This window comes from Ilumatobacter sp. (genome assembly GCF_046290335.1).
Lineage (GTDB): Bacteria > Actinomycetota > Acidimicrobiia > Acidimicrobiales > Ilumatobacteraceae > Ilumatobacter_A.
The window spans coordinates 13,850-32,550 of the sequence record NZ_JBKAGH010000008.1 but is presented as its reverse complement, the minus strand read 5'-3'; the positions used below and the strand labels follow the sequence as shown (position 1 = coordinate 32,550).

Annotated in this window: 16 protein-coding genes; 10 read left to right on the top strand and 6 right to left on the bottom strand. The window is 67.5% G+C overall.

What is annotated here, in order from left to right:
* Positions 1-7: 7 nt before the first annotated feature.
* Entirely contained in the window at positions 8-976 is a 969-nt protein-coding gene (locus ACE37B_RS22025) for a bifunctional riboflavin kinase/FAD synthetase (protein WP_409925497.1), read from the top strand.
* Between the two features lie 39 nt (positions 977-1,015).
* On the opposite strand, the gene ACE37B_RS22020 is transcribed toward ACE37B_RS22025, so the two are convergent.
* The 3 genes from ACE37B_RS22020 to ACE37B_RS22010 all read right to left on the bottom strand — a co-directional run bounded on the left by ACE37B_RS22020 (position 1,016) and on the right by ACE37B_RS22010 (position 3,880).
* Entirely contained in the window at positions 1,016-2,215 is a 1,200-nt protein-coding gene (locus ACE37B_RS22020; RefSeq protein ID WP_409925496.1) for an ABC transporter substrate-binding protein, read from the bottom strand.
* Positions 2,216-2,339: 124 nt separating this feature from the next.
* Positions 2,340-3,107, bottom strand: a complete 768-nt coding sequence (locus ACE37B_RS22015) for an ABC transporter permease (protein ID WP_409925495.1) — start codon at positions 3,105-3,107, stop codon at positions 2,340-2,342.
* Positions 3,104-3,880 carry an ABC transporter ATP-binding protein gene (locus tag ACE37B_RS22010; RefSeq protein WP_409925494.1) on the bottom strand — a complete coding sequence of 259 codons (777 nt, stop codon included), beginning with the start codon at positions 3,878-3,880 and terminating at the stop codon, positions 3,104-3,106. Before ACE37B_RS22010 ends, ACE37B_RS22015 begins: the two co-directional genes overlap by 4 nt.
* Positions 3,881-4,122: 242 nt before the next feature.
* Between ACE37B_RS22010 and rpsO the strand changes: the two genes are divergently transcribed.
* The 4 genes from rpsO to ACE37B_RS21990 all read left to right on the top strand — a co-directional run bounded on the left by rpsO (position 4,123) and on the right by ACE37B_RS21990 (position 9,310).
* Positions 4,123-4,380 carry a 30S ribosomal protein S15 gene (rpsO, locus tag ACE37B_RS22005; RefSeq protein WP_409925493.1) on the top strand — a complete coding sequence of 86 codons (258 nt, stop codon included), beginning with the start codon at positions 4,123-4,125 and terminating at the stop codon, positions 4,378-4,380.
* Between the two features lie 274 nt (positions 4,381-4,654).
* Positions 4,655-7,117 (top strand): polyribonucleotide nucleotidyltransferase, encoded by a 2,463-nt coding sequence (locus tag ACE37B_RS22000; protein ID WP_409925492.1) that lies wholly within the window; start codon positions 4,655-4,657, stop codon positions 7,115-7,117.
* Between the two features lie 80 nt (positions 7,118-7,197).
* Positions 7,198-8,001 (top strand): 4-hydroxy-tetrahydrodipicolinate reductase, encoded by an 804-nt coding sequence (dapB, locus tag ACE37B_RS21995; RefSeq protein ID WP_409925491.1) that lies wholly within the window; start codon positions 7,198-7,200, stop codon positions 7,999-8,001.
* Positions 8,002-8,044: 43 nt separating this feature from the next.
* Positions 8,045-9,310, top strand: a complete 1,266-nt coding sequence (locus ACE37B_RS21990) for a glycosyl hydrolase family 18 protein (RefSeq protein ID WP_409925490.1) — start codon at positions 8,045-8,047, stop codon at positions 9,308-9,310.
* Between the two features lie 124 nt (positions 9,311-9,434).
* Here the strand turns inward: ACE37B_RS21990 and ACE37B_RS21985 are convergent, their stop codons facing one another.
* From ACE37B_RS21985 to ACE37B_RS21975, 3 genes are all read right to left on the bottom strand, one after another.
* Positions 9,435-11,909, bottom strand: coding sequence for a hypothetical protein (locus ACE37B_RS21985; RefSeq protein ID WP_409925489.1), 2,475 nt, complete (start codon positions 11,907-11,909; stop codon positions 9,435-9,437).
* Between the two features lie 51 nt (positions 11,910-11,960).
* The gene (tpx, locus tag ACE37B_RS21980) at positions 11,961-12,455 is read right to left on the bottom strand and encodes a thiol peroxidase (protein ID WP_409925488.1); all 495 of its coding nucleotides are present in this window, start codon (positions 12,453-12,455) and stop codon (positions 11,961-11,963) included.
* A gap of 67 nt (positions 12,456-12,522) precedes the next feature.
* The gene (locus ACE37B_RS21975; protein WP_409925487.1) at positions 12,523-13,242 is read right to left on the bottom strand and encodes a hypothetical protein; all 720 of its coding nucleotides are present in this window, start codon (positions 13,240-13,242) and stop codon (positions 12,523-12,525) included.
* Positions 13,243-13,355: 113 nt separating this feature from the next.
* Here ACE37B_RS21975 and ACE37B_RS21970 point away from each other — a divergent pair, with 113 nt between their 5' ends.
* The 5 genes from ACE37B_RS21970 (at position 13,356) to ACE37B_RS21950 (ending at position 18,640) form a co-directional block, all read left to right on the top strand.
* A complete protein-coding gene (locus ACE37B_RS21970) occupies positions 13,356-13,934 on the top strand; it encodes a hypothetical protein (RefSeq protein WP_409925486.1) in 579 nt (192 codons plus the stop codon).
* 25 nt (positions 13,935-13,959) lie between these two features.
* Positions 13,960-15,591 carry a long-chain fatty acid--CoA ligase gene (locus tag ACE37B_RS21965; RefSeq protein ID WP_409925485.1) on the top strand — a complete coding sequence of 544 codons (1,632 nt, stop codon included), beginning with the start codon at positions 13,960-13,962 and terminating at the stop codon, positions 15,589-15,591.
* A complete protein-coding gene (locus ACE37B_RS21960; protein WP_409925484.1) occupies positions 15,588-16,121 on the top strand; it encodes a plastocyanin/azurin family copper-binding protein in 534 nt (177 codons plus the stop codon). The genes ACE37B_RS21965 and ACE37B_RS21960 overlap by 4 nt, the downstream gene beginning before the upstream one ends.
* Before the next feature lie 130 nt (positions 16,122-16,251).
* The gene (locus tag ACE37B_RS21955) at positions 16,252-17,772 is read left to right on the top strand and encodes a right-handed parallel beta-helix repeat-containing protein (RefSeq protein WP_409925483.1); all 1,521 of its coding nucleotides are present in this window, start codon (positions 16,252-16,254) and stop codon (positions 17,770-17,772) included.
* Positions 17,744-18,640, top strand: coding sequence for a DUF1996 domain-containing protein (locus tag ACE37B_RS21950; protein WP_409925482.1), 897 nt, complete (start codon positions 17,744-17,746; stop codon positions 18,638-18,640). Before ACE37B_RS21955 ends, ACE37B_RS21950 begins: the two co-directional genes overlap by 29 nt.
* Positions 18,641-18,701 lie beyond the last annotated feature (61 nt).

The following is an 18,701-nucleotide window of genomic DNA, read 5'->3' as shown; positions in this document are numbered from 1 at the left end:
CCAGGCCGTGCAGCTCATCACCGACCAATCGAGCCCCGCCTTCCCCGGCGAGCGATCCGTCATCACGATCGGCGCCTACGACGGCGTGCATCTCGGCCACCAGGCCGTGATCGCACAGGTTCGGGAGTTGGCCGAGGCGCGGGGTTGTCGCAGCGTGCTGATCACCTTCGACAAGCACCCGGCGACGGTCGTGCGTCCGGCATCGGCACCGAAGCTGTTGACGTCGCCCGAGCAGAAGCTCGATCTGCTCGGTGCCACCGGCATCGACGCGGTCGTGATGATCGCCTTCGACGAGACCCAAGCCGCCGAGTCGCCGGAGTCGTTCGTCACCCGCATCATCGTCGAACATCTGGCGGCGTCGGCGATCGTGGTCGGCGAGGACTTCCACTTCGGCAGCGGACGTGACGGCAACGTCGATCTGCTGTCGAAGATGGGTGCCGAGCACGACTTCGACGTCGTCCCGCTGACACTGGTGCCGCGCAGCGACGGCATCGACGAGCCGATCTCGTCGACAGCGATCCGCCGTGCGCTGGCCGGCGGCGACGTCACCCGCGCCAACGCGTTGCTCGGTCACGTGTTCGAGGTCAACGGTCGGGTCGTCCAAGGTGACCAGCGCGGCCGGTTGTTGGGGTTCCCGACCGCCAACGTCGAGGTGCCCAATCGGCTGTGCATCCCGGCCGACGGCGTCTACGCAGGCATCTACGAACGCGAAAATGGCGACACGCACCACTGCGCGATCAACCTCGGGCGCCGCCCGACGTTCTACGAGTTCGCCGAGACGTCGCTGCTCGAAGCCCATCTCCTCGACTTCGACGGCGACCTCTACGGCGAGGCCGCCACCGTTCGCTTCACGCATTTCCTGCGCTCGGAGCGAAAGTTCGACGGCATCGACGCGTTGATCGAACAGCTCCGGTTCGACGTCGAGCACGCGAAGACCCTGCTGATCGACTTCGAAGCGTCTCGCGACAGCGCCTGAGACCGCCCTGTTCGCCAGTTCCGGATCACCCGGTCTGAATCACCCGGGCCAGATGACGACGGCGTCGTCGTCGTAGACGCCATCGATCACGCTGCTTGCGACGTAGGTCGACGCATCGAGCGTCGACACGTCGTCGCCGAAGACGCCGGTGGGCGCGTAGGCATCGAGTTCGGCCTGCAGCACGGCGAGATCGGGCGTGCCGAAGCCGACTCCTTCGGGCGTGCCGGCGAGGATCAACTCGGCTTCGGTCTCCCACCGGAACGTCTCGCCGTCGGGGGAGAGGAAGTTCGGGTTGCCGCCGGCGTTGATGAGATCGACCGCGGTCGCCGCGGCCGCCGCCGGGTCGGTCACCGCGTCGGCGAGCCCGCGTGCGGTGGCCCGCATGAAGTCCGTCGCCGCCGTGGGGTGCTCGGAGGCGAACTCGGCGGTGGTGAAGATCACCCCGAACGAGCCAGGAACGCCCGCTTCGAGCGGATCGAACAGCGAGATGCCGACGCCAGCGCGCTCGAGCGCACCGACTTCGTTGCTCTTCCAACCCGGCAATGCGTCGATCGGCTGCGCGATGTGAGCGAGCGGATCGAAGCCTTCGAGCAGCACCGTGTCGAAGTCGTCACCCTCGACGAGGCCGGCTTCGAGCAACATGACCTCGATCGACGTCGGCAGTTTGCCTTTCACACCGATCGTCGTGCCGGCGAGGTCGGCGAGTTCGGTCGCGACACCGGCCTTGACGATGAGCGTGTCGATGGCGGTCCGGCCAGCGACCGACGCGGCGATGAACGACGCGTCGTTGGCGTTGGCGAAGTTCACGACCTCGCTGAATGACCCGCCGGATGCGAACTGTGCGCTCCCGGACGCGAGCAGCGGGTAGTTCTGGGCGGAGAACCCTGGGCGGATCTCGACGTCGAGGCAGAGGTCGTCGTAGTAGCCCGCAGCGTCGGCCACGATCACTTCGACGATCGACGCCGCCGCAGCGAAGTCGAAACCGGTGAGGAACGTGACGGTGCCGGCTGCCTCGTTCGCAGCGCATCGTTCGGCCGGGAACGGCGCGCCTGCGACCACGGCCAGGTCGGACCCGGTCGTTTCGGGTGGCGCTGTGGCCTCGGGTGTCGCGCCGGTGTCGGCCGATGAGTCGTCGGTGGTGTCCGTCGAGTCGGAACCGCACGAAGCGAGCCCGATCGCCATCGCGATCGCGAACGTGGCGGTCCGGCGAAGGGGGAGCGAGTGGAGAGTGGTGAGCATCGAAAGTCCTGTCAGCGGAGTCGGCAGTATCCTCGTCTGCCGCAAGCCGACAGGGTAACGAGGGCTCGCTCGCAGGATCGTGCCGAGCCGGATCGTCACGACGTCGTGATATGGCAGGCGACGGTCAGTCGCGTTGCGATGCATGCCAGCGCAGCGCCGTCTTCTCGACGAGTGAGAGGGCGACGAGACCGGAGATGCCGAGCGCAGCGGTGCAGAAGATGGTCGTCCACAGCACTTCGGCGCCGCGAGTTTGGTCGAGTGCAGCTCGGCGTCCGATCACGCCCAAACCGCGCAACCCCGACGACGCTCCCTCGCTGAAGTAGGCGGCGCCGAGACCGAGGGCGACGGCGAACCGGGCGGTGGTGAGCACGGTGGGCAATGCGGACGGGAGCCGGAGCCGCCACAGGACCTCCCAGCGCGACGCGTCGACGCTGGCGAACAGCTCGCGAGCGGCGGGATCGGCACTCTTCATGCCGGTGACGACACCGAAGGTCAGCAACGGGAACGACGTGAAGGCGACCATGAAGATGATCGGGCGATCGTTGAACCCCAACCAGATGACGACCGAGTTGATGTAGGCCACCCACGGGGTGACGAGGATGATGATCAACACCGGCGCCGTCGCCTCTTCGATGTAGCGCGAGGCGGCCATGACGGATCCGACGACGAGCGAGACGGACACGGAGATCAACAGACCCCCGGCGAGATGCTGCGCAGTGACGAGCGTGTTCGACCAGTACGCGTTCGGATCGTCGAGCAGCTCGGAGAGGATCTCGGTCGGCGCCGTCAGGACGAACCGTCGGATGTCGAAGGCGCGCACGAACGACTCCCAGACAGCGAGGAACACCACGACGCCGACGACGGGCGTCACGACGGAGCGGGCCCACTTCACGACGAGCCTCCCGCTGCCCGGAGGGCGCCTCGCAGCCGACCCGACACCGTGAAGAACTCGGACTGGTCTTCGAGCTCGGGTTCGCGTGGACGAGGAAAGTCGACCGGCTCGATCGTGGCGATGCGTCCGGGTCGCGGTGACATCACGACCACGCGATCGGATAAGAACGCGGCTTCGCTGATCGAGTGCGTCACGAAGACCACGGTGGCCTCGTGCTGGTCGCGGAGGCGAACGAGTAGATGACGCATCTCCTCACGAGTGATCTCGTCGAGCGCAGCGAACGGCTCGTCCATCAGCAGCAGCGGTGCGTCGAGCGCGAACGCTCGCACGAGGCCGACGCGTTGCTGCATCCCTCCGGAAAGCTCGTGGGGATGCGCGTCGGCGAACTCGGCGAGGCCGACGGCGTCGAGCAGTTCGTCGACGGACGACGAGCGAGACGACGAGCGCGCTCTGGGTGAACCGGCGTTGAGGTCGAGGAGCAGACGAGCGTTGGCGCGTACGGTCCGCCACGGCAGGAGCGCGGGAGCCTGGGGCACGAATCCGACGCGCTTGGACGACCGAGCTCGGCGCGGCGACGCACCATCGATCGTGATCGCGCCCGATGTCGTGTCGAGGAGTCCGGCGATCAAGCGCAGCAGCGTCGTCTTGCCGCATCCTGATGGGCCGAGCAGCGTCACGATCTCGCCCGGTTCGATCGTGAGGTCGACGTGATCGAGTGCTCGCAGGGCGCCGAACGACTTGGACACCCCTCGGATCTCGACGCTGGCCGACACGCCGAGGACTGTATCTGCGGGTCCCGGTGAGGCTCCGATCCGGTCGGCGGCGGTGCGTCGCCACGTGTGGCGTGCTGCGAGTGTGGGTCCCAAGGTCCGCCGCTATGCTCCCACGGTCCGTTTGGGCTGGTCGGCAGGTCGCTGCTCGATCGCTGCGCAGGCGTGATGCAGAACCGGAAGCGTTCCGGCTGCGACCTCCAGTCACACGACACACCGGAAGGCCAACGACGATGCCGAACACGATGCCGAGCAAGGCAGAGACCATCGACAAGAACAAGACCCACGAGTCCGACACCGGGTCGCCCGAAGTGCAGATCGCGCTGATGACCGAGCGCATCACGCACCTCACCGAGCACCTCAAGGTCCACAAGAAGGATCACCACAGCCGCCGCGGGCTGCTGATGATCGTGGGTCGTCGCCGTCGCATGCTCGACTACGTCAAGGGCATCGACGTCGAGCGCTACCGCAAGATCGTCGCCGATCTCGGTCTGCGTCGCTGAGACGCCGCTCGGTCGATTCGGCCGAGCACGACGCCTGACGGGCGGGGCCCTCACAGGGTCCCGCCCGTTGTCGTTTTCGTGGGGTATGCTGGTCGGGACCGGAACGTCCGGTCGACGGAGTTCCAGGCGCTGGTTGCCGGTGACCGACTCCGAGATGCTGTGCGGAGTCTTTTCATTTCGTGGCTGTCGATCTCGGGTCGTGCCGACCGAGAACCGGCCACTGCGCTCCTCAGAAGCCACGCGGCAGGGTGCTGCGTGTTCGAAAGGAACCACCATGGCTGAAGCCATCACCGTGTCCGGCCCCGTTTCAGGGACCGACAAGACACTCACCTTGGAAACGGGCAAGTTCGCCCCCCAGTCGATGGGTGCCGTTGTGGCATCGATCGGTGGAACCAAGGTCCTCACCACCGCCAATGCGGCGAAGTCCGTCCGTGACGGCATGGACTTCTTCCCCCTGACCGTCGACGTCGAGGAGCGGGCGTACGCGGCCGGCAAGATCCCCGGCTCGTTCTTCCGTCGTGAGGGGCGCCCGACCGAGGACGCCATCCTCACGTGCCGCCTCACGGACCGACCGTTGCGCCCCTCGTTCCCCGAGGGTTTCCGCAACGAGACCCAGGTGGTCACGACCGTGCTCGGTGCGGATCAGGTGAACCCCCACGACGTGCTCTCGATCAATGCAGCCTCCGCTGCGCTGATGATCTCGGGAATCCCCTTCGACGGGCCGATCGGCGCCGTCCGCATGGCGTACAGCCAAGAGGGCGAGTGGATCCCCCATCCCACCTTCGACGAAGCCGAGAACGGCACGTTCGAACTCGTCGTCGCCGGCCGTGAACTCGACGACGGTGACGTCGCCGTGATGATGGTCGAAGCAGGTGGCTCGGAGAACGCGTTCTACTACTACGACGACGGTGCCAAGAAGGTCACCGAGGAAGTCCTCGGCGATGGCCTCCAGGCCTGCAAGGTCTGGATCAAGGAGTCGATCGCGCTGCAGCGTCAACTCCTCGCCTCGGTCATCGCGACCAAGGGGCCCATCGAGCAGATGAAGTGGACTCCGGTCCTCGACTACACCCCGGAGATCTTCGCTGCCGTCGAGCGCGTGGCCTCCGAGGGCATGGCGCCGGCGATCAAGATCTCGGCCAAGGCCGACCGCAACGAGGCCGTCGACGCGGTTGGCGCCGACGCGGTCGCGCAGCTGTGTGGCGACGACGGGGAGTTCCCCGGCCAGTCCAAGCAGGTCAAAGAAGCCGTTCGTTCGCTCATGAAGAAGATGGTGCGCCGCCGCGTTCTCGACGAAGGTGTGCGCATCGACGGTCGCGGTCCGGCCGACCTGCGTGAGATCAGCGCGGAAGTCGGCGTGTTGCCGACCGCGCACGGTTCGGGTCTGTTCCAGCGTGGCGAGACCCAGGTGATGAACGTGCTCACCCTGGCGATGCCGCGCATGAACCAGATGATCGACTCGCTGTCACCGAACAACGAGAAGCGCTACCTGCACCACTACAACATGCCGCCGTGGGCCAACGGCGAGACCGGCCGCGTCGGTTCACCGAAGCGCCGCGAGATCGGCCACGGAGCGCTCGCCGCTCGTGCAGTGCTGCCCGTCATCCCGAACCAGCAGGACTTCGCGTACACACTGCGCCTCGTCTCGGAGGTCATGGCCTCCAATGGCTCGACCTCGATGGGCTCGGTCTGCTCGTCGAGCCTGTCGCTGATGGACGCCGGCGTGCCGGTGCGCAGCCACGTGTCGGGTATCGCCATGGGCCTCATCTACGAAGATGGCAAGTACGTCACGCTGACCGACATCCTCGGTGCCGAAGACGCCATGGGCGACATGGACTTCAAGGTCGCCGGGACCGAAGATGCGATCACCGCCCTGCAGCTCGACACCAAGATCGACGGCATCCCCGCCGACGTGCTGAGTGCCGCGCTCGCGCAGGCTCGTGATGCTCGTCTCGCCATCCTCGACGTGATGAACGAGGCCATCCCGGCCACGCGCGACGAGATCGCCGAGACGGCGCCGAAGATCACCACGATCTACATCCCGCTCGACAAGGTCGGAGAGGTCATCGGCCCGAAGGGCAAGGTCATCAACACGATCCAGCAGGAGACCGGCGCCGACATCGGGGTCGACGACGACGGTGCCCGCGGCATCGTCACCATCGGAGCAGTCGAGGCGTGGCGGATGGAGGAAGCCAAGATGGCGATCCTCAACATCGTCGATCCGCCGAAGGCCGAGCTCGAGGGCGTCTACATGGGTCGTGTCGTCAACATCACCAAGTTCGGTGCGTTCGTCAACATCCTCCCGGGCCGTGATGGCCTCGTCCACATCTCCAAGATGGGTGGCGGGCGCCGGATCAATGCCGTCGAGGACGTGCTCGAACTCGGTCAGGAGATCGAGGTCCGCGTCGACGAGATCGACGACAAGGGCAAGGTCAGCCTGACCCCGACGAGCCCGCTCGGCGGCGACGGTGATGCCAGCGACGGCGGCGGCTCCAACGGTGGTGGCCGCGAGCGTCGCAGCCGCAACGACCGGGCCGAGCGCAGCGACCGTGACGACGCTCCGGCATCGGACAATGGTGCGGTGGCGACCGACGTCGTCGAGGTGAGCTTCGAAGACAGCTTCGACGCCGAACTCGAAGGCGAACTCGGCGATCTCGGTCCGAAGAGCGAGCGTCCGAAGCCCGACCGCGACGGTGGCAACCGCCGCGGTGGTGGTGGCGCCCGTCGTCGGCATCGCTGAGCTGGGCTGAATCCGACTGAACTGCGCTGAACCGGACGGGCGGGACCCGTTCGGGTGGGCTCGGGGCTACATTGCGCCCCGTGCCCGCCAGCAGCAGCTCAGACAACAGCACCGTACGCGTCGGGGTCAACGGCGCCGCTGGGCAGATGGGTCGAACCGTCTGCGATGCGGTGGCCGCTGACCCCGATCTCGTTTTCGTCGCCGCCGTCGATCCGTCCGCCATCGGCGAGACGGTGCACGACGTGGCGGTGGCCGGCGACCTCGACGCGTTCGCCGACGCGGGGTGCGATGTCGTGGTCGACTTCACCGTCGTGGCCGCCGCGCGGGCGACGCTGCCATGGCTCGCCGAACACGGCATCCACGCCGTCGTGGGAACGACCGGATTCGGCGACGGCGATCTGACGGTGATCGAGGCGGCCTTCGGGCCCGACGACCGCCCGAACTGCCTGATCGCACCGAACTTCGCGATCTCGGCGGTGTTGATGATGCGCTTCGCCGAGATGGCGTCCCCGTGGTTCGACACCGCCGAGGTGATCGAATTGCACCACACCCGCAAGATCGACGCTCCGTCGGGCACGGCGGTGACGACGATCGAGCGAATGGCGGCGGCTCGCGACCGTGATTTCGCTGCCGATCCGACCGAGCTCGAGGTCTACCCGGGTGCCCGCGGCGGTGCCGGACCGCGCAACATCCGGGCCCACTCGGTCCGGATGGAAGGCATGGTGGCGCATCAGGAGGTGATCCTGGGCACGCTCGGCCAGACGCTGATCATCCGTCAGGACAGCTACGACCGATCGAGCTTCATGCCCGGTGTGATGCTCGCGTGCCGTCACATCGCAGAGCACCCTGGCGTCACGCTGTCGCTCGACCCGTTCCTGCGTTGACTGCCGCGGTGGGCGCACGACGATGTGCCACGCTGGCGCCACGATGAATCAGTCCACGACGGAGACCGATCTCGCCACGTTGGACACGACGCCCGTGGCGGCAGACGCTCCCATCGATCCCACCACGTCGAGCGCCCGCGCCGCCTGGCTCTCGCGACTCTCGCGGCGCGGTCAGATCGGGATCTTGGCCGGGCTGGTCGCGCTCGCCGCCGGCGTGCTCGGCATCGGGCTCGTCCTCGACGACGGGCCGCCTCCGCCACCGCCGCCCAAGCCTGACATCCCGCTCGACGCGTGGGCGCCGTACTGGACGCTCGATTCGTCGCTGGCCACGGCTCCGCTCCGCGTGCCGTCGATGCGCGAGGTCAGCCCCTTCTGGTTCGCTGCGACCGGCGTCGATTCGATCACCGTCGATCAGAACACGAACACCGAGTTGGCCGAGGCGTTCATCGACGTCGTTCGCGACAGCGACGTCGCGCTCGTCCCGTCGATCGTCGACGCCTTGCCCGCAGGCGAGATGGCAGCGATCCTGGCTGACCCGGCGACCAGGTCGCGCCACGTCGAGGCGGTTCGCAGGTTCGCCGACGAACTCGACGCCGACGGGATCGATCTCGACTACGAGCAGTTCGCGTTCGCCGACGGTCGCGACACGTGGGCGACGACTCGCCCGAATTGGGTCGCCTTCGTCGCAGAGATGAGCGACGCACTGCGCGCGGACGGCCGCACACTGACGGTCAGCATTCCGCCGATCTACGACACGGAACGCAACGGCGACAGCGGCTTTTGGGTCTACGACCATGGAGCGATCGCCGAGCACGTCGACCGCATCCGCATCATGGCCTACGACTTCTCGGTGGGCGACCCGGGCCCGATCGCACCACTGTCGTTCGTGCAGCGATCGATCGATGGCGTGGTCGCTGCGACGGGCGACCCGAGCAAGGTCGTGCTCGGGCTCGCTGCCTACGGGCGGAACTGGCCGGTGTCGGTGAGTGGCGAGTGCCCGACCGACGTGGAGGTGCCGGGGGTGACCTCGGTCAACAATCGCACGGTCGACGACCTCATCGAACGGCGCGGCGCGACCCCGATCTTCGACGAGGTGACGGGGGAGTGGTCGTTCACCTACGACCTCGAGCTCACCGACGGCACGACGACGTGCATCCAGACCCGCCAAGTGCACTACGTCGACGCCGACGGCGTCCGGTTGCGGATGGATCTCGCCCGCGCCGCGCAACTCGACGGTGTCGCGCTGTGGGCCTACGGCTTCGACGACGACGACGTCTGGAACGAGATCCTCCCGACCGTGTCGGACTGATCAGCAGCGAGGAGCAGCGAGGCGCGGGTCCGACGACTGGGCTCATGGGCCGGCCGGTCCGCAACCGTTGGTCCACCGCGACCATCTGTCGACCGCAACCACTCCGTGGCGCCGGCGGTGTGGACTACTCGGCGTCGAAGTCGGGGTCGACGCGGGTGATGGCCCGGAGTTCGCCGATGCCGCGAAGTGTGGTGACCGCACCGGTCGCTCGTTCGTAGACGTGGAGATCACCGTCGCTCAGGAACACGAGAGTGTCGCCGACCTCACTCCAGATGAGCGGCTGGCCGTCGGCTGGCTTCGGAATCGAGGTGACGGTTCCCGTGGTGACGTCGTGGACCGCCCACAGTTCGACGCCGTCGGTGGAGGTGCCGGCGCGTTGCGGGAGCACCAGCAGGGACCCGGATGGCGACATGGTGTCGGCGACCGGAACCCCTCGGTCCACGTCGACCCCTGCAACGGCCAGATCGCTCACCGCCGCAACGGCCACCTCGCCATCGCTCCCGGCGACGTCGAGCGAGACGCCGCTGCCTCGTCCGACGAGCAGCACCCGGCACACCAGCGTCTCGTCGCACTCGCGAACCAGCGCCGTGAACTGGTTCAACGCGAGCAGATCACCGCTCGTGATCCGTGTGGCTCCCTGTGGTGACAACGCGAACACGTCGCCGCCGACCTCGGCCACCAGGCCACCGAGGCCGTCGGCCCCGAGGATGGTGGCACCGTCGACGTCGATGGTCGCCGTGTCCACCGGGGTCTCGGGCGTTCCGTCGAGCGGGTAGAGCAGATACTTGGTCGGATCGTCGACGGCAGGCGCCCACACCGTTCCCGGCGTCGACCCGGCGAAGCGAGGCGCCGGTGGGATCGGACCGGACGACGGCGAACTCTCGAAGGGGGTCACCTGCCCGAAATCGGTCCGGTAGCCGTCACCACCGCTGCTCACCGCGATGACCGTGGCGCCGGCGGCGAAGAGCCCTGGCGCTCGCTGTCCGGGGAGCGCAGGCGCCGACCACGCAGAGGCGAGACCGGCGTCGAGATCGAGGTGGACGGCGGAACCGAGTCGACCGACGGCGACGAGTTCGATTCCCGTGCTGGCGCTCAGCGGATCGTCGAACCCGACCTTCACCGTGCTGATCGGACCGGTCTCCAGGGGGAGTTCGCTGTCGGGATAGCGCACCGTGACCGAGCCGACGGCACCCAGTTCGTCGCCGAAGTCGCTCGTCTCCCCGGTCGCGCGGTCGACGAAGGTGAGTCCGCGCCCGGTGACGCTGGGCTGGATGACGCCGGAGCTGTCGCCGACCCAGGACGACCCGAGGGCGAAGAGCGCGAACGACGGCGCTCGGGCGACGATGCCCTCGTCGAAGTCGACGATGAGACGTTCGCTCGATCCACTGTCGACCTGGATCGACAGCGCAGTGCCGTCGGGAGCGAGGTCGAGTGAGAACGGGTCGAATCCGTCGATCAGGGTCGGGTCGACGATGCGTCGTTCGCCGGTGACGAGGTCGGCGACGAGCAGTTGGCACGTCAGGGCGGCGTCGCACTCGCGGAGCAGCAGTGAGTCGCCGTTCGAGGAGAACCCGCGTCCGTCGGCGATCCGCTCGGCCGATCCGTCGACGAGCAATCGGTACACGCCTCCGGCGTCGTTGACGAGCCGCTCGTTCGGGCTGCGTACGTATTCGAAGCTGCTGAACACGTCGAGCGAGGGATCGCTGACCTCCCGCACGGACCCGTCGAGGCGGACGAGATACTCGGTGGGGGACGACGAGCCGAACGCGGTCACCTGGAACGCGGTGGAACCGTCGTCGTCGGTGAGCCAGCCTTGCGCGAAGATCCCGTTGCCGCCGAGTTCGGCGGCGTCGACGGTGATCGCTCCGCCCACTCGAGGGATCAGGAGCAGCGATCCGTCACCGCCCGGGATGACCGCGCCGTCGGGCGAGACGACGGGCGGCGGGCCGCCGAAACCGAACGACGTGTCGCGACCGATCTCGACCGTCCGGACGCGTCCCGACGGCAGCGAGAGCGTCACGATCGCGTCGGCGGTGGTCAGCACCACCTCGGTGGCCGCCGTCAACTCGCCGAGCGCCGAGGGCACCTCGATCACGGAGCCGAGTCCACCGGGCCGAAGGTCCGGGTCGTCGAGGAGTTCGTCGCCGTCGCCGCTTCCGGCATCATCGATGTCGTCATCGCGAGCGTCGTCGAGGAGTTCGCCGTTCCCCGGAGTGTCCGGTCGTTCGTTGCCGAGCCCATCGTCGAGCCCATCGTCGAGTTCGGGGAGTTCGTCGAGCACCGTTTCCGCGGTGGCGGGATCGTCGTCGACGGGCGCTGCGTCGTCATCCGACCGAGGCCACACGAACACCGCGACCGCACCGACGGCGACCACCGCGGCGACGCCGATACCGATCGACGCTGCCGGGCGCCGAGGTGGCTCGTCGCGGTCGGATTCGGCCTCGCGTTGATCACGGCGGAGGGCACCGACCGCCCAATCGATCTCGGGACGATCGTCGGCGACTGGCACGTCACCGGTCGCCCACGGCGACACGGCCGACTCCGCGCCGGTGTCTTCGTTGGTGGCGTCGGGGTCCTGGTCCCGTCGGCGTCCGATCACGTGTTCATCGAACCACGTGCGCAGCATCGTTGCCGTGCACGAGGCGCGAAATCAGACCGAGCCGAGCGCGGCGTCGTAGTCGGGCTCTTGGGCGATCTCGCCCACCAACTCGGTGTGCTTGACGGTTCCGTCGGCGCCCACGACGACGACCGCACGAGCGAGCACGCCAGCGAGCGGGCCGTCGACGAGGTTGACCCCGTAGTCGTCGCCGAACGACGAGCGGAACGTCGAGGCGGACACGACGCTCTCGATTCCTTCGGCACCGCAGAAGCGCTTCTGTGCGAACGGCAGGTCGGCCGAGACGCAGATGACCTCGGTGTTGTCGAGCGACGCAGCGCGCTCGTTGAAGGTGCGCACGCTCGTCGCACAGGTGGGCGTGTCGACCGACGGGAAGATGTTGAGGATCACGTTCTTTCCTGCGAGCCCCTCGCTCGTGACGTTTCCGAGATCGGTGCCGGTGAGGGTGAACGATGGTGCGGAACTGCCGACTTCGGGGAGTTCGCCGGACGTGTGGACGGGGTTGCCCCCCAGAGTGACTTCAGCCATGAGGCGAGACTACAGCAGGGTCGACGCCAGCAGCGGTGTCGTCGGGCGTTGGCGTCGGGCGTTGGCGTCAACGACGGCGGAGATTGCGCATGTTGACCAGCACGACGAGTGCCACCGAGGCGCCGACGACCCACCACTGGTAGCGGGCGACCCACTCGAGGAAGTCGACGAGTTGGTTCTCGAACGTGCGGGCGAGCCACCACATCAACACGAGGCGGCCGGCAATCCCCACCGACAGCAACATCGCCAGGCGAACCGGGGGTGTCTGTCGTACCCCGCTGAGTGCGGCGACGAGGTTGGAGCCGGCGAACAACGGGATGAGCGCCCACTCGGCCTTCTCGAACCCGCGGTCGAACGCGTCGACCGACTCGTCGGTGAACCCCAGGTACCGCTTGAACCAGCCGATCACTTCCCCGGCGTATGCCCGCCCGATCAGGTGGCAAACGACGAATGCGACGCCGATACGCAGGAAGGCGATGATCGCGTACGCCGGTAGCGAGACACCGGCGGCGAGCGTCAACGCGAGGTACCGGTTGCGCGATGACAGCAGCAACAACCCCTCCGGGTTCGAGTTCACCCAGTTCGCCCACACGGCCGTGGCCGCATTGGAGCAGATCACCAGACCGACGAACGCGGCCAAGGTCAACGGGGCCCAGGCCGGACGTTTCGCTTCGGGGGCAGGACCACGCGGCGACGATGGCGATCCGGATGGCGGCGACGAAGCATCAGGGGACGCAGGGAGCGTCGCCGGGGGAACCTGCGGATCGGGGAGTGCGGCGTCGCTCACGAACCTCAGACGGTATCCGATCGTCGGCGAACTCGGTCCGGCGGCGGCCTGGTCGATCACGGTCGATCACGGTCGTTGACGCTGAGTTGACGACGTAGGACGATGATCGCCGCATGCTCAACTTGCAGTCCCAATCACGTTTGCGCTCCCGGCGGATCGCCGTGGCGTCGTCCGTCGTCGCAGCGCTGGCTCTCAGCGCCTGCGGTGGTTCCGACGACGGTGGTGGCGGTGGATCGGCGATCGACATGGCCGACTCTTTCCCGTCCGCCGCCGTGTGCAACGGCGAGCCGCACGAGGATGCTCCCGATGGCGGCGAATCGGTCGGCTACGTGTATCTCAGCGACGGCGAGGGATGGTCGTCGGCGTGGTTCGACACGTTCGGCGATGCACACGCGGTGGTCGGAGACGACGCCAACGTGATTCTCTGTGCGACCGTGACCGCGTCGTCGGAAGGCCAGCGCTGCGAGTTCGAGGACGATGGAGACACGTTCACGCTCGTGATGATGGAAGCGACCTACGACGTCGAACTGCGCCGGGCGGTGACCGCCAACGTGGTGGGGCGGGACTCGGTGTCGGCTCCGGCCGACGAATGCCCGTTCATCACGTCGTGGAGCCCGGGCGAGGGCGAACGTCAGAGCTTTCCGAAGCCCGCCGATGGCCTGCAGCCGCTGATCGACACCTTCTTCGGCTGACGCACGGGGTGGTACGTTCCAGGCCATGCAGGGCCTGATGCAAGACGTTCCGCTGACCATCACACATCTCTTCGATCGTGCCGAGAAGTACTTCGGCAACAAAGAGATCATCACCGCGACCGGCGCCGGTCTCGAGCGCACGACTTATGCAGAGTGGGCACAGCGCACGCGTCGCCTCGCGGATGTGCTCGACACCCTCGGTATCTCCGCCGACGGTCGCGTCGCGACGTTCGCCTGGAACACGGCGCGCCACCTCGAGCTGTACTTCGCGGCGCCGTGCACCGGGCGGGTGCTCCACACGCTCAACATCCGGCTGTTCCCCGAACAGCTGACCTACATCGTCAACCATGCCGACGACGAGGTGATCTTCGCCGACCAGTCGCTGATGGGTCTCCTGGCCCCGCTGTTGCCGACCTTCGAGCGGCTACGTCACCTGGTCATCATGAACGACGGTGCCGGAAGCGTTCCCGATCTCGACCTCGGTGACGTGCAGCTCCACGACTACGAGGAGCTGCTCGCGGCGGCGTCGCCGATCGACTTCCCGGAGATCACCGACGAAAGGCGCGCCGCGAGCATGTGCTACACGAGCGGCACGACCGGCAACCCGAAAGGCGTCGTCTACACCCACCGTTCGACGTTCCTGCACACGATGGGCGCGATGATGTCCGACAGCCTCGGAGCGTGCGAAGCCGACGTGATCTTGCCGGTCGTGCCGATGTTCCACGCCAACGCCTGGGGGCTGGCGCACGCCGCCGTGGCGAGTGGCGCGTCGCTGGTCATGCCCGGACCCGACCTGTCGGGTCCGGCACTCGCGAAGCTGATCGTCGACGAGAAGGTCACGGTGGCTGCGGGCGTCCCGACGATCTGGATGGCCGTGCTCCCAGAGCTGAAGGGCAAGGACACGTCGTCGTTGCGGGCGATCCCGTGCGGTGGGTCGGCCGTGCCGAAGTCGTTGTCGGAGGGGTATCGCGAGCAGCTCGGACTGCCGGTCCTGCAGGCGTGGGGGATGACCGAGACCAGCCCGATCGCCTCGGTCTGTCATCTCGACGTCGACCAGCGCTTGCTCAGCGTCGACGAGCAAGCCGAGCTCCGCACCCAGGTCGGCCGGATCAGCTTCGGCGTCGAAGCCCGCGTCGTCGATCCCGAAACCCTCGAACCGATCCCGTGGGACGGTGCGTCGAGCGGCGAACTGCAGTGTCGTGGCAACTGGATCGCCGCCGACTACTACGACGATCCGCGCAGTGGTGAGAGCTTCACCGCCGACGGTTGGCTGAAGACCGGCGATGTCGCGGCCGTCGACGAGCGCGGTCGGATCCGGCTGGTCGACCGCACGAAGGACCTGATCAAGTCGGGCGGCGAGTGGATCTCGTCGGTCGAGTTGGAGAACGAGATCATGGCGCATCCGCAGGTCGCGGAGGCCGCCGTCATCGGTGTGGCGCACCCGAAGTGGGGAGAGGCCGCGCTGGCGTGCATCGTGCGTGCGCCGGGCGAGGAGCCCACGGAGGATGCGATCATCGAGTTCCTCGACGGCAAGGTCGCCAAGTGGCAGTTGCCGAAGGGGATCGTCTGGATCGACGAGGTCCCCAAGACGAGCGTGGGCAAGTTCTCCAAGAAGGACCTACGCAGCGAGTACGCGAACGCGTTGATGGCCCAATGACGTCCGGTTCGATGACGGCCCGACGGATACTCACGCTGACCGGCGTGCTGGGGGTGCTGGCGTTGGGGTGCGCGCCCGACGAGAGCGACGTGTACACCGTCGACGCGCCCCCGGCGACGCGCGCGCCGCTCCCGGCGACGACACCGGCGCCCGCCATGGAGGATGCGGCCAGCAGTGTCGACGAGGCCGGGATCGTCGAGACGGCGAGTGCGGATCCGGAGACGTTTCCCGCGAACGGTGTGACGGTCGAAGTGCGCTCGCTCGACAACAGCTTCCGACCGGAGACGCTCGAGATCGAGGCAGGCACCGAGGTCCTGTGGATCAACGGCGGGCGCAACGAGCACAACGTGTTGCCGGTCGACGAGGTCGCGGAGCTGACGACGTTCCGGGCCGACACCGCCGACTTCGCGCCCGGTGACGAGTACGCGTACGTGTTCGACACGCCGGGCGTGTTCCCGTACTACTGCTCGATCCACGGTACGCAAGAGGTCGGCATGGTCGGCACGATCGTCGTCACGGTCCCGGCCTGATCCGCCGATCCGGGCCGTTCATCGCAGGGTGCGGCGCGAAGATCGTCGTGCCCGGCTCGAAGCAACTACCGTCTCGGACATCGGGCAGTCGCCTGAACGTCGACGTGACGAGCAACCATCAGGGGGAACGATGAAGAAGATGTGGGCACTGGCCTGCGGCGCGGCATTGGTGATCGCGGCGTGCGGCGGCAGCGACGGTTCAGCAGAGGTCGACGAGCCGGCCCCCGCCGCCTCCGAGGCACCGGCGACCGATCCTCCCGAGACGGAGCCGCCGGCGACCGATCCGCCGGCCACCGATCCGGTCGAAACGGATCCTCCCGAGACCGACCCACCCGCGACCGATCCGCCTGCGACCGATCCGGACGGGCCGAGTGCCGACGGCATCCTCGCAGTGCCGGACGAGTTCGCGACGATCACCGAGGCGGTCGACGCTGCCGTTCCGGGTGACCTCGTGCTCATCTCGCCGGGCGTCTACAACGAGGCGGTCTCGGTGGTCACCGACGACATCGTCATCCGCGGTCTGGAACGAGAAGGCGTGGTGCTCGACGGACAGTTCGAACTCGACAACGGCATCAGGGTGCTCGGGGCCAAGGGCGTCGCCGTCGAGAACCTGACCACGCAGAACTACACCAACAATGGCGTGTTCTTCATCTCCGCCGAGGGGTACCGCGTGTCGTATGTCAGCGCGTATCGCAACGGCGACTACGGGATCTACGCGTTCGATTCCGTCGTCGGTCAGATCGACAACTCCTACGGCGCCGGCAGCCCCGACGCGGGGTTCTACATCGGTCAGTGCTTCCCGTGCGACGCCGTGATGGACAACGTGCTGTCCGAGCACAACGGACTCGGCTACTCGGGTACCAACGCAGGTGGCAACCTCGCGATCGTCAACTCGACGTTTCGCAACAACCGGGCGGGCATCGTGCCGAACTCGGGCAGCTACGAACTCTGCTACCCGCAGCGCGACAACGTGATCATGGGCAACACGGTGTACTCGAACAACCAGCCCGACACGCCCGCCATCGACGTCGCGCTCTTGGCGATGGGGAACGGGATCCTGATCCCCGGCGGCGTCGGCAACCGTGTCGAGAAGAACCTGGTCTACGACCACGACAAGACCGGCATCGGTCTCACTCCGTTCCTCGAAGAAGGACCCAACGACGACCTGCCGACCGAGGACGAGTGGGATCTGACGTGTGCCGAACAGCGCGATGCGCCGCTGGCGGACGAGATCCCCGACGTGTTGCTGTGGGAGGCGTACGACAACGTGATCCGTGACAACGTGGTCCGCGACAGCCGTGAAGCCGACCTCGGCGTCGCTGGCGTCGAGGCGCCGACCGGCTCGCTGCGCAACTGCTGGGCGGGCAACACGTTCGCGACCACCAAGCCGGCAGCGCTCGAGACGATCGCCAACTGTGACGGCGACATCCTCCCCGAGACGGACGAGGCGTGGGCTGTCGATGCGCTCAACGTGTTGGCGTGGCTCGGCGAAGTCGAGACGCGGCCGCCATCGGTGAACTACGAGATCGCCGAGTTGCCGCCGCTGCCCGACCTCGACGACATGCCGGACGCCGCGACGGCGCCTGCCCGTCCAGCACGCGACGTGCCGTACGAGATCGATCTTGACGCCATCACGACCCCGGAAGGCTGAGTCGATCGGGCGCCTCCGCGCGATCGTCGCAGCGTCGACGATCGTCCTGGCGATCGTGTCGGCGGCGTGCGGTGGCGGCGAGCCTGGTTCCGACGCGGGCGGTGAGATCGACCCGCAGCGCATCGGGCCGCAGGGGCGCGTGCCGCAGTTCGTCGTCGAATGCGAGGTGAGCCATCTCGCATTCGACGATCCGATCGTGCTGCCCTGGCAGCCGGGTGCCAGCCATCAGCACCAGTTCTTCGGCAACAACGCCGTCGACTCCGATCCCGGCTACGAGCGGGCGATCGGGGCGACGACGTCGTGCGATCAGCGGCTCGACACCGCCTCGTATTGGTCGCCGACGCTGCTCGACGACCGCGGTGCTCGCATCGACGCGCTCGGTCTCACCGCGTACTACCGGCCGGGCAACGGCGTCGACCACGCCGACGTCGTCGCGTACCCGGCGGGCTTCATGATGATCGCCGGCGACGCGGCGGCGGCCGAGACCCCGGACCTCGACGTGGTCGCGTGGGGATGCGGTGGTGGAGCGAGACGAGAGGTCGAGCCGCCGGCGTGTTCGAGCAACAGCACCCTGCGACTGTGGATCACGTTTCCAGATTGCTGGGACGGATCGCGGCTGTCGTCGTTCGGTAGTGGCGCGCACGTGCGCTACAGCGACGGCGGCTGCCCCGACAGCCATCCGATCGCCGTGCCGCAATTGCTGATGGCGATCGACTTCCCGCCGGTCGATCCCACCGGACTCTCGCTGAGCTCGGGTTCGCTCGAGACGGCCCACGCCGACTTCTGGAACACCTGGGATCAGGACAAGCTGGAGAGCGAAGTCACCAACTGCCTGAACCGCGGCCTGGTCTGCGGCCTCGGCAGTTGACCGCCCATGCGAACCTTCACCAAAGGTCATGGTGCCAGGCACCATGACCTTTCGCCGTGCC